General features: G+C 55.9%; 5 protein-coding genes. 4 read left to right on the plus strand and 1 reads right to left on the minus strand.

From position 1 onward, the window contains the following. Positions 1 to 15 precede the first annotated feature (15 nt). From BUA94_RS10580 to BUA94_RS10595, 4 genes are all read left to right on the plus strand, one after another. Positions 16 to 3,600 carry a hydantoinase B/oxoprolinase family protein gene (locus tag BUA94_RS10580; RefSeq protein ID WP_073012767.1) on the plus strand — a complete coding sequence of 1,195 codons (3,585 nt, stop codon included), beginning with the start codon at positions 16 to 18 and terminating at the stop codon, positions 3,598 to 3,600. A 244-nt stretch (positions 3,601 to 3,844) separates the two neighbouring features. Further along, complete coding sequence (locus BUA94_RS10585) at positions 3,845 to 6,490, plus strand: DUF3857 domain-containing transglutaminase family protein (RefSeq protein ID WP_073012770.1); 2,646 nt, start codon at positions 3,845 to 3,847, stop codon at positions 6,488 to 6,490. Positions 6,491 to 6,616: 126 nt separating this feature from the next. Then, positions 6,617 to 7,624 (plus strand): Tim44 domain-containing protein, encoded by a 1,008-nt coding sequence (locus tag BUA94_RS10590; RefSeq protein ID WP_073012773.1) that lies wholly within the window; start codon positions 6,617 to 6,619, stop codon positions 7,622 to 7,624. A gap of 764 nt (positions 7,625 to 8,388) precedes the next feature. Then, positions 8,389 to 10,137 (plus strand): methyl-accepting chemotaxis protein, encoded by a 1,749-nt coding sequence (locus tag BUA94_RS10595; RefSeq protein ID WP_073012775.1) that lies wholly within the window; start codon positions 8,389 to 8,391, stop codon positions 10,135 to 10,137. A gap of 145 nt (positions 10,138 to 10,282) precedes the next feature. On the opposite strand, the gene BUA94_RS10600 is transcribed toward BUA94_RS10595, so the two are convergent. Continuing rightward, on the minus strand, positions 10,283 to 11,767 hold the full coding sequence (locus BUA94_RS10600) for a methyl-accepting chemotaxis protein (protein ID WP_073012778.1): 1,485 nt from the start codon (positions 11,765 to 11,767) through the stop codon (positions 10,283 to 10,285). Positions 11,768 to 12,065 lie beyond the last annotated feature (298 nt).

Below are 12,065 nucleotides of genomic sequence, written 5' to 3' on the forward strand. Positions count from 1 at the left end.
GAGGGACCTGACGAAATGAACGCGAAGTGGGATTTCTGGATCGACCGTGGCGGCACGTTTACCGATATCGTTGGCCGCGCACCTGACGGCACCATCCACCCGCACAAGGTCCTCTCAGAAAACCCGGAAGCCTATCGGGACGCTGCCATTCAGGGCATCCGCGAACTGATGGGCGTCGCGACCGGCGCGCCGATCCCCTCGCAGGAGATCGCCACGGTCAAGATGGGCACCACGGTTGCGACCAACGCCTTGCTGGAACGCAAGGGCGAACGCACCGCTCTCTTCATCACCCGCGGCTTCCGCGATGCTCTGGAGATCGGCTATCAGGCCCGCCCGGACATTTTCGCAAAGGAAATCATCAAGCCGGAGCTTCTCTATGAGTCCGTCTATGAGATTTCCGAGCGGGTTCAGGCTGACGGCACTATCGAGTTGCCGCTGGACAAGGATGGAGCCCGCAAGCTTTTGCAGGCAGCCTTTGACGATGGCATCCGCTCCATCGCCATCGTCCTGATGCATGCCTACGCCTATCCGGACCATGAAGTGGCCCTGGCGCAGATCGCCCGCGAGATCGGCTTCCCGCAGATTTCCATTTCTCACGAAGTCTCACCGCTGATGAAGCTGGTCGGGCGCGGCGACACGACGGTTGTGGACGCCTATCTTTCGCCGATCCTGCGCCGTTATGTGCGCCAGGTTCAGGAAGAGTTGGGCGAAGGCCCGCGCCTGATGTTCATGCAGTCCAATGGCGGTCTGACCGCAGCGGACCTGTTCCAGGGCAAGGATGCGATCCTGTCCGGTCCGGCCGGCGGCGTGGTTGGTGCGGTCGAGACCTCCCGCATGGCCGGTTTCGAGCGGATCATCGGCTTCGACATGGGCGGCACGTCCACGGACGTCTGCCATTATGACGGCAATTACGAGCGCGCCTTCGAGACGGAAGTCGCCGGTGTGCGCATGCGCGCGCCGATGATGATGATCCACACGGTGGCTGCCGGAGGCGGCTCCATCCTGCATTACACGGCTGGCCGCTTCCAGGTCGGTCCGGACAGCGCCGGCGCCAATCCGGGACCGGCCTGCTACCGCCGTGGCGGCCCGCTGACCGTCACCGATGCCAACCTGATGACCGGCAAGCTGGCTCCTGAATTCTTCCCGAAGATCTTCGGCCCGAACCGGGATGAGCCGTTGGACGCAGAGGCTGTCACCTCCGCTTTTGCCGAGATGGCCGAGAAGATCGGCGACGGCCGCAAGCCGGAAGATGTCGCCGACGGCTTCCTCAAGATCGCCGTCGAGAACATGGCCAATGCCATCAAGAAGATCTCGGTCCAGCGCGGTTATGATGTCACCGGCTACGCCCTGACCTGTTTTGGCGGCGCAGGTGGTCAAGCCGGCTGCCGGGTTGCCGACAGCCTCGGCATGAAGACTGTCATCCTGCACCCCTTCTCCGGCATTCTGTCGGCTTATGGCATGGGCCTCGCCGACATCCGCGCCAACCGCCAGCAGGCGGTGATCAAACGGCTGGAAGACAGCCTGCTGCCGGAACTGGACAAGCTGCGCGGCGAACTGGCAACGGTTACCGAAGCGGAACTGGAAGCCCAGGGCATCAAGGCCGATGGCCGCGAGACCCGCGCAACCGCCCATCTTCGCTATGACGGCACGGACACGCCCTTGCCGGTGCTTCTGGCTGGCACGAAGGAAATGCGGGCAGCCTTCGAGGACGCCCACAAGAAGCAGTTCGGCTTTGCCTATGAAGAAAAGCCAGTGGTGGTCGAAGCGCTGGAAGTGGAAACCTTCGGCGGCGGCGCAGGTATCGCGGAACCGGATCTGAGCCTTTCTCAGGACGGGGCAGCACCTGCCACCCGGTCCCGGTTCTATTCCGATGGCGAATGGCATGATGCCGGCGTCTATCTGCGCCGCGACCTCAAGCCCGGCATGAGGCTGATGGGCCCGGCCCTCATCATCGAGCCCCACGCGACCATTGCGGTGGAAGCCGGATGGCAGGCGGAGATCAACGCCAAGGACCACGTGATCCTGAATCGCGTTGTGCCCCTGAAGCGCGCAGAAGCCATCGGCACCCATGCCGATCCTGTCATGCTGGAGGTGTTCAACAACCTCTTCATGTCCATCGCCGAGCAGATGGGCGTGACGCTGCAGAACACGGCCTATTCAGTCAACATCAAGGAGCGTCTGGACTTCTCCTGCGCGGTCTTTGACGCTGACGGTGCGCTGGTGGCCAATGCGCCGCATATGCCGGTGCACCTTGGCTCCATGGACCGGTCCGTGGAAACCGTGATCAAGCTGAACGAGGGCAGGATCAAACCGGGCGATGTCTTCGCCCTGAACGCTCCCTATAACGGCGGCACCCACCTGCCGGACATCACCGTGGTCTCGCCCCTGTTCGATGATCAGGGCAAGGAGATCCTGTTCTGGGCAGCCTCCCGCGGTCACCATGCGGATGTCGGCGGGTCGGCTCCGGGTTCCATGACCCCGCGCGCCACGACCGTGGACGAGGAAGGCGTTCTCTTCGACAATTTCAAGATCGTCGATGAGGGCCGCTTCTGCGAGGCAGAGCTGGTGCACCTCCTGACGGACCACAAATATCCGGCCCGCAACCCGCACCAGAATGTCGCCGACCTCAAGGCCCAGATTGCGGCCAACGAGAAGGGCATTCAGGAACTGCGCAAGATGGTCAGCCATTTCGGGCTGGACGTGGTGCAGGCCTACATGAACCATGTGCAGGACAATGCGGAAGAAAGCGTCCGCCGGGTGATTTCCGCCCTGACCGACAGCTCCTTCGAATATCCGACCGACCAGGGCTCCATCATCAAGGTGAAGATCACGGTCGACAAGGACAAGCGCGAGGCAACGGTCGACTTCACCGGCACCAGTGGAGTGAAGCCGAACAACTTCAACGCCCCCGAACCGGTGACCCGGGCGGCCGTGCTCTACTGCTTCCGTGTCATGGTGGATGGCCACATCCCGATGAACGCGGGCTGCCTGAAGCCGATCAACGTGATCCTGCCGGATGACTGCATGCTGCGCCCGTCCTATCCGGCGGCCGTGGTGGCTGGCAACGTGGAAACCTCCCAGCACGTCACCAACGCGCTGTTCGGAGCCTTAGGTGCCATGTCGAACAGCCAGGGCACGATGAACAACCTGACCTTCGGCAACGACACCTATCAGTATTACGAGACCATCTGCTCCGGCTCACCCGCCGGTCCCGGTTTCAACGGCACTGACGGCGTTCATGTTCACATGACCAATTCCCGCCTGACCGATCCGGAAGTGCTGGAATTCCGCTTCCCCGTCCTGCTCGAGGACTTCCACATCCGCAAGGGTTCGGGCGGCAAGGGCAAATGGCACGCAGGCGACGGCACCAAGCGCACGCTTCGGTTCCTGGAAAAGATGGACTGCGCCATTCTCGCCTCCCACCGCACCCTACCTCCGCGCGGGCTGGACGGTGGCTCTGACGGGGAACTGGGCCGCACGGAAGTGCGCCGCCTGGATGGCCGGGTGGAAGTTCTGGAAGGCTGCGACCAGACCATCCTGGAAGCTGGCGAAGCCGTCACCGTCATCACCCCGACCGCTGGCGGCTGGGGCAAGGCGTAAAACTGAAAAGAGCGAAGTATTTAGAACACCTCCGGAGGCCAATCGCTTCCGGGGGTATTTTTTTGTGTAAGACAACTCATACGGTTAGATCCCGTCAAGTTGCAGAGTTGCGAGCATTGCAATCAGCATCTAGTCTCAGCAAACATCCGAAACAGTGAACTAAATCTCTGTAACCCATATCATTTTTCTGCTCCTGGATTGGCGTTGATCCTACGCCTCGCCAGTCGCTCGTTCTGGATTTTCCATGAAAACGATCAATGCGTTTTGTTTCGTAGTTCCTGCACTGCTGCTCATTTCAAGTGAAATCACTCAAGCTCAAGACATCAGCAAAGTAGAACGCCCAAGCTGGGTCACCTCAATCGATATCGAAGAGGCGTCTCCGGATCTCCTCACCGAAGCACGGGACGGTGTTTATGATTTGGTTCTTGATAGCCAGATCCGTTGGCAGCCTTCCAACAGCATCAGTTACGAAAGAAGTGTTCAGAAGGTCATAGACCGGAGCGGGTTGGAAGCAGCCGGCCAAATATCGATAGAGTTTGATCCAAGCTTTCAAAAAATACAAATCCATTCGATCAAGATCAAGCATGACAATACCTGGGAAGAAGTCACCAACTCCACCGATTTCGATCTCATACGACGCGAAAATGATCTCACCAAAGGCGTCATAGACGGAAGAATTACGGCACTAATCAATCTGAAAAATCTAAAGATTGGGGATGAGGTTGATTTCGAGTACAGCACGATCTCGACAGACCCCGTTTTCCGCAATGACTTCGCGACCGCACTCAATGGCGCTTTTTCTGTTCCCGTCGGGAGGCAACATTTCTCTGTCTCCATCCCAACCGACCTAGAAGCGCAGTTCAGAACGACCAAGCTTCCTGAAGGAAGTAGCGTGGTCGACGAGGCAGGTTTTAGAACCTACGACTGGCAACGAGAAAATTCTCCCGCTGTTCCATTCGAGCAGGATGCTCCCAGTGAGTTCCCGCAATTCGGATTCTTTGAGTTTTCGACTTGGCAAAGTTGGGCGGAAATCTCCTCAACTCTTGAAGACTACTATCAACCGTCTGAAGTCCACGTACCTGCCTATGCAGATAAGATCTCTAAGATCGAGCTCAACTTCTCTGACCCAACGGATAGGATCACTGAGGCTCTAAGGCTTGTGCAGGACGAGATCCGGTACATGAGCCTCGCGATGGGAGCTGGCGGTTACATCCCGCGCTCACCTGAGCAAGTAATTCAAAGCGGCTATGGTGATTGCAAAGATAAAGCTCTGTTGCTTGTATCTATCCTAAAGGAGATGGGAATCGAGTCTCACGTAGCACTTGTTCACTCCAGAGATGGTAAGGGCCTACCCGACCGCCTTCCGGCCCCTGGAGTATTCAATCATGCGATAGTCAAAGCTTCGATTGGTTCAGACATCTTTTGGCTTGACCCGACACAATCACATCAGGGTGGGCGCGGGCAAGCCATTCCCCTCCCTAACTATGCTTACGCACTTGTGATCGATGGTTCGGCAAATGGTTTGGAGGCAGTCCCCCACAACGGCCCGTCAAACCTCAAATCGTCTTCATCTGAAATCTTTACGTTCCCCCCCAGGAAGACCACCAAGCCTATCAAGCTAGAAGTCACCACTACATTATCCGGGCGGAGCGCTGACCACTTCCGGTACGAGGTTGCTGCAAGTGGTGAACGTGAGATCAGAAGATCGTTCCGCGAATATTATGAAAAGCTCTATCCAGGCATCATGGACACGCGACCATTTCGCGTCGTCGATGACAGAGATCAAAATCGGATTACAACTTTCGAGTATTACTCACTCCCTTTTGAAGCATTCGAAGAGCCAGACCTATTGACTGATTTCAACGTCGGCGCAACGAGTCTCTCGTCGGAACTACCCAGACCCAACACGACTGACAGACGGTCCCCAATATACATTGGAAACAAAGGCTCATACATTCATGAAATAAAGATGATCGATGTCGTGAACGGGTTCCAGCCACCAGAAACCGTGACCATTTCTAATGAGGCTTTTGATTTTAAGCGTGAAACATTGGAATCTGGAGCAAATCTCCACGTAATATGGACACTCGATAAAAACGGAAACGACATACCCGCATCCAACGCAAGATCATATCTCGCAGACAGAAACACTTTCTCCGACGCAGCTTATCTAAACTTCGATTTCAAGAACACGTACTCGAAAGGCCAAGATGGACGCTTTGAGTATGAAATTGATGATGAGATTGATTCTCGCATGGCAAATGCGAGAAATATCGAACGGGTAATCACTTTTGCTCTTTACTGTACAATTGCTCTATTCCTGTTCATGGGCCTCAGGTACGGCCTAAGGAAAGACAAGGAATACAGGGATCAAGCTACGTATTTCCCCGTGAGTATATTCAAGTTTTTGATATTGAGTTTATTTACATTCAATATTTATACACTTTTCTGGACGCTGAAATTCTGGAATTGGGAAAGAAAGAACACCGATAAAAAAATATCTCCCGCATGGAGAATGATGTTCTCTGTATTCTGGCTATACCCCGCCTTTAACACCGCCCAAAAACACGCTTCCGAAGATGACGCAAAGCTTCCCCGCACAATGGGCATAGTTGGAGCGGCGTACTTTGCGTTTGCTATATTCTTTCCTATATTCATTGACTTCAGAATGACAAAAATTGAAGCCATCTTAGTCCTCGGGCTTACGCTAACAGCTTCTCTTGGATTTTTACCCGCTGTTGTGACAGTCAACAGAATAAATAAAAACGACAGTGAAGCCTACAGAAAGAACTCAAAATTCAATCACTGGAATATATTGGGAATTTTAACTGGATCCCTAATAATTATAGGGAATATCTACTCAATTATCTCACCTCGACCGCCTTACTAAAATTTTCTTCCCTGTGAAGGCGGATGAAGTCACGTCCTTTTTCCGTCTCCACCTCTGGCATTTTTTCCTTCAAATCCCCACATCGGCATCGACCTGCCCCGCCGGGGCTTTTAGGAGGAGTTCCCGATGCCTGCTGCCGCCCGCTCTTTGCGCAAGACGACAGCCGTTTTCATTCTTGGCCTGGCAACGCTGTTCGCAGCTGCCGATTTTGCGGAGGCCCGCCGCGCGGGATCCAGCGGCTTTGGCAGCCGCGGGATGAAGACCTTTTCCGCTCCCGCGCCGACCAAGACGACCCCGGGACAGGCCGCTCCCATTCAGCGGACCATGACACCCCAGCAGACCACCAAGCCGGCAGCAGGCACGCCCGCTGCAGGTGCGGCCCAGCAGAGCCGCGGCCTTTTCGGCGGATTTGGCGGCGCCCTCATGGGAGGCCTGCTCATGGGCGGCCTTCTGGGCATGATGTTCGGCGGCGGATTTGGTGGCGCAGCCGGTTTCCTCGGCATGATCGTGCAGATGCTTGTCATCGGCCTCATCGTGTCGCTGGCCCTGCGCTACTTCCGCTCGCGCCAGCAGCCCCAGGCGGCGGGCCACGCCAATCAGGCATCGGGCTCCGCCAACCCGTTCCAGCAGGCTCCCTCCGCTGGTACCCAACAGAACAATATCTTCGGTTTTGGCGGCGGCAACAGCCAGGCCGCAGCCAGCCAGCAGCAGACACCGGCCGAGATGCCGATTTCCGTGGAACCGGCCGATTTGGACCGGTTCGAGGAAATGCTGGCGGAAGTCCAGGATGCTTACAGCCGCGAGGACTATGCAGCCCTGCGCAAGCTGGCAACGCCGGAAGCCATGTCCTTCCTTGCCGAAGAGCTTGGCGAGCTTGCCTCGACCGGCAAGCGCAACACGGTGACCGACGTCAAGCTGCTTGAAGGCGACGTTTCCGAAGCCTGGAGTGAAGGTCAGGAAGACTATGCCACCGTCGCCATGCGGTATTCGGCCGTGGATGCGGTCGTCGACCGGGCAAATGGCCAGCTCCTGTCCGGCAGCCTGACGGAACCGCAGGAAAGCACAGAGCTTTGGACCTTCAAGCGCGTCAATGGCGGCGAGTGGGTTCTGGCCGCGATCCAGGGCACCGAATAGTCGCCCCTCATCTTGACGGCCCATGCCACAACAGCTCCCCTCAGCCAGCATTTGTCCTGGCTGGGGGTTTTCTTTTGCGCCCGCCGATCACGAACATAGAACCTCAAGCAGAACGAGGGAGATGGACTGGATTTATACCAACCTGAAGAAATAGCGACCTATTTGACCGCGTTTTCGGATTGTCCGGCAAGAAGCGTTTCGCAGGGAGATGCGGTGCATCTTCCAAGGAACGCGACGTAGCCCGGGCGGTTCGAAAACACGGCCTCCGGTGGCCACTTCCGGCTCCCCGGACGTCGTTACGCTGCTTGCCCGATGCCCGGCATCGGGCGGCGCACCGCGCCTAGCCGGGAACCCGGCTGAGGCCATCAAATAGGTCGCTATTTCTTGAGGTTGGTATTACCCGCAATCCGCTCCGGCCAGTTGGCGTGATGGCATTTTGCGGCATCGAATTGATAGATAATAAATATATTTTATTTCCACTCAGCCGCTCTATTTGGCAGAAATCAAGACCGGCACAGCCAACCCCCGCCCCAGAGACCCGCACTTCTTGAAAGCGCATAGAAAGACCCTAAAAAAATAACTCGTCATTTATGACAGTCTTTTCTTGGAACCTTCTGCAAGAGCTTATTTTATTCAATTTACATTCAATAGAATTAATTAAAAACAAACCAAACTGCACCCGATTACAGCGATGAATGTTTATCGGTTGTAAATATGAGCAGGCTTAACTGGATGCAACAACAGCGTCCAAAGAGGGCCTTTCGATGGTGTCCGCCACCCTGAATTCTGTTTCAACCAAAATCTTGGGTCTGGTTGGTTTTGTCTGCCTTGCGACCATCACCGTCGCCACTATCGGCATCCTGACCATGAAAGACATCGGCACAGAGCTGACCTCCATTGCCGAGAACGACATTCCCCTGACAAAAAACGTCAATGCGGTCACTGCCCACCAGCTTGAGCAGTCCATTCTCCTGGAACGCATGCTCCGCCTGGGCGGCATTCAAGTGGAGGTGACCGATGAACGTCTCAAACAACTGGAAGACCGGATTGTCGAGCTGACAGGAACAGTGAAATCCGAACTGAAGGAAAGTGAAGAGATCGCTGCGGAGGCGCTGAGACATTCAACGATAGCAGAAGAACGGGAAGAAATCCGGCTGACCCTGGAAAGGCTGAAGGCCATCGAGACCGATTATGTCTCCTTTGATACGCACATACGTGAGATCATTGAGGTCATCAATGACGGCAAGGCCGATGGCGCGTCCCAACTTGCCGAAATGCTCGTTGAGGAAGAAAAGCGTTTCGCCAAATCCCTGACCGACATGGCAACAGAACTGGATGCCTTTACCGCCAATGCCGCCAGGTCTGCCGAAGAGCATGAAATCGCCGGCACCCGGAACCTGATGATCATTTCCATCCTGTCGATCCTGATCGGCGCGGCCGGAGCCTGGCTGTTTGCCCGGATCAAGATATCCCAGCCGCTGCAATCGGTCGCCACTGCCCTTGGCAGGCTGACCGCCGGTGACATGACGATCGAGCTGAACATCAAGTCCAGGGACGAAATCGGCCTCGTTGCAGATGCCTATGAGAAGTTCAAGATCACCCTGATCGAGATCGAACGCCTGCGCCAGGAAGCCATCGAGGAAGAGCAACGCATCGAACAGGAAAAACGCGATGCGACCCTCAGACTGGCGGATGAACTGGAGCGGACGGTGAAGTCTGTCTCCGACAGCGTCGCAGACGCCGTGCGGGATCTGGAACAGACAGCTGCCGGAATTGCCGCCAACTCGGTCCAGACGTCCGATAGGGCCAACACGGTGGCAGCCGCTGCCGAGCAATCCTCCGTCAGCATCCAGTCAGTCGCAGGCGCTGCAGAGGAGCTGAATTCCTCCATTCAGGAAATCAGCCGCCAGGTCACCGACGCCCTGACGATAACCAACTCCACATCCGACCAGGCCCGCGCCTCCACCGAGACGGTCGAGAACCTCACCAGCGCTGCCCAGCGGATCGATGATGTGGTCAGTCTGATCAATGACATTGCCGGCCAGACCAACCTGCTTGCGCTCAATGCCACCATCGAGGCAGCCCGCGCAGGCGAGGCTGGCAAGGGCTTTGCTGTCGTGGCCTCCGAAGTCAAGGCTCTGGCAACCCAGACCGCCAAGGCAACCGAGGACATCAGGAACCAGGTGGAAGAGCTGCAGGCCGGATCAAACTACACCCGCAACGCCATGCTGAAGGTGATGGAAGCCATTTCACAAATGGACCAGCAGATCGCAGGAATTTCCGCCGCCGTTGAAGAACAGACGGCAGTGACCAGCGAAATTTCCCGGAACGTGACGGAAGTGGCAAGCGGCAGCACGAACATCTCGGAAAACATCAAGGATGTCAGCATGGGCGCAAGCTCGGCAAGCGCGGCTTCCGAGGAACTTCGGGCAACCGTCGCAAGCCTCGCCAGTCAGAGCGACATGCTCAATTCCCAGCTGGATGCCTTCCTGCTGAACATCCGGGCCGCCTGAGACTTTTAAGCTCCCAAGACCAACTCAAGCTCCGGCAAGGTCTCTTTGCCGGAGCTTTTTTGAGAGCATTTCAAAATACAAAAGGCGGCGTTCTGCAAAACGCCGCCTTTTGGTCTGGGAACTCTGAGTGTCTGCGCTGAACGCCCTAGAGGATCGATGCCGATGCGTCGCGGACCTTGCGGGCAGAAGCATCGATCTGCGCTGTTGAAGCGGAGATTGCCTGAATGTTGCTGCTGACCATTTCAACGCCAGAAGCCGCCATCTGCATGTTCGAGGAAATCTCGTTGGACACCATGGACTGCTGCTCGACGGCAGAGGCAATGCTGGCCGAGATGTCGCTGATCCGGCCAATGATCTCCATCACCGCTTCGATCGACTTCACCGCCTGCTCCGTCGTCCCTTGCACGGAGACAACCTGCGCAGAGATTTCCTCGGTCGCCTTGCTGGTCTGGGAGGCCAGGTTCTTGACCTCGGAAGCCACGACCGCGAAGCCTTTGCCTGCCTCGCCAGCACGGGCAGCTTCAATCGTTGCATTGAGCGCCAGAAGGTTGGTCTGACTTGCAATGCTGTCGATCAGCTCGATGACGCTGCCGATGGTCTTCGCATCTTCTGCCAGCCCCGCCATGATCGTCGTCGATTGGGAAGCTTCACCAACTGCGGACTGGGAAATCTCCAGCGCGACCTGCACCTGGCGGCTGATCTCATGAATCGAAGACACCAGTTCCTCGGCCGCGGCAGCCACAGTCTGCACGCTGGAAGCTGTCTGGATAGAGGTGGCTGCTGAGTTCTCTGCCTGCAGACCCGCATTTTCCAGCGCCTGGCTGATCTCGCCCAGATCCGCGTTGATTTCAGACTGCACCTTCAGCCGGCGCTTGCGCTCCCTGACGCGCGGCGAAACATCCGTGGCGAACTTGACGACCTTGAAAGGCCGGCCGGCCGCATCCAGGATCGGATTGTAAGTCGCCTGGATCCAGACAGAGCCGCCATCCTTGCCGATACGCTCGTATTCACCGGACTGGAACTTGCCCTGCCGCAGCTGGCTCCAGAAGGCCTGGTATTCTGCGGAGTTGGCGTAATCCTTCGTCACGAAGATCTTGTGATGTTTGCCCTTGACCTCTTCCAGATCATAGCCAAGCGCCGACAGGAAGTTTTCGTTCGCATCCAGAATAGAGCCATCCAGGTCAAAATGAATGACGGCCTGCGACTTGTTGATTGCAGCAACCTGCCCGGCATGATCAGAAGAGACACGCTTAGCGGCAGTAATGTCGCTCGCGATCTTGACCACGCCGATGGCTTTACCTGCCTTGTCGAGGATCGGATTGTAGCAAGCCTGGATCCAGACCTCGCTGCCATCCTTCGCCACACGCATGAATTCGCCACTCTGATACTCGCCCTTCTCAAGGTTTCTCCAGAAACTCTTGTAGCGATCCGAGGTAGATGTCGCCTGATCAACGAAGATACGGTGATGCTTACCTTTCACTTCCGAAATTTTATATCCGAGAAGGTCAAGAAAATTCGAGTTTGCATCGACAATGGTTCCATCGAGCTTGAACTCGATCATCGCCTGAGACCTGCTGAACGCCTCAAGGATCAAACTGTTCTTCTTACCAATGCCACTCACACCAAACATCGCGTCCCCCAGGTGCCATACCGAATAAGGTCACCCGTAGATACGCCATCAAAATTTAATAAGTGATTTAGATGAAAATATTCGGAGGGCCATTATCAGTCATAATACGAGAAATTTCATAATTTTAATACGTATATTCACGTATTAAAATGATAAGGAATACATACTATATCGTATTCGTACAAGTTAATACAAAGAATTACTTATACACTCCACCAAGCCCGACAAAGATAACCCACAGTCCAGCACATGTTTACATTTGGGTGTGATTTTAAAATTGCACACGCGAATGAAAAAC

Origin of the sequence: Roseibium suaedae (assembly GCF_900142725.1) — a bacterium.
Taxonomy (GTDB): Bacteria; Pseudomonadota; Alphaproteobacteria; order Rhizobiales; family Stappiaceae; genus Roseibium; species Roseibium suaedae.

Coding starts and splice junctions, on each gene's coding strand:
- BUA94_RS10580 (WP_073012767.1), top strand. CDS start 16: ATGAACGCGAAGTGGGATTTCTGGATCGACCGTGGCGGCACGTTTACC.
- BUA94_RS10585 (WP_073012770.1), top strand. CDS start 3,845: ATGAAAACGATCAATGCGTTTTGTTTCGTAGTTCCTGCACTGCTGCTC.
- BUA94_RS10590 (WP_073012773.1), top strand. CDS start 6,617: ATGCCTGCTGCCGCCCGCTCTTTGCGCAAGACGACAGCCGTTTTCATT.
- BUA94_RS10595 (WP_073012775.1), top strand. CDS start 8,389: ATGGTGTCCGCCACCCTGAATTCTGTTTCAACCAAAATCTTGGGTCTG.
- BUA94_RS10600 (WP_073012778.1), bottom strand. CDS start 11,767: ATGTTTGGTGTGAGTGGCATTGGTAAGAAGAACAGTTTGATCCTTGAG.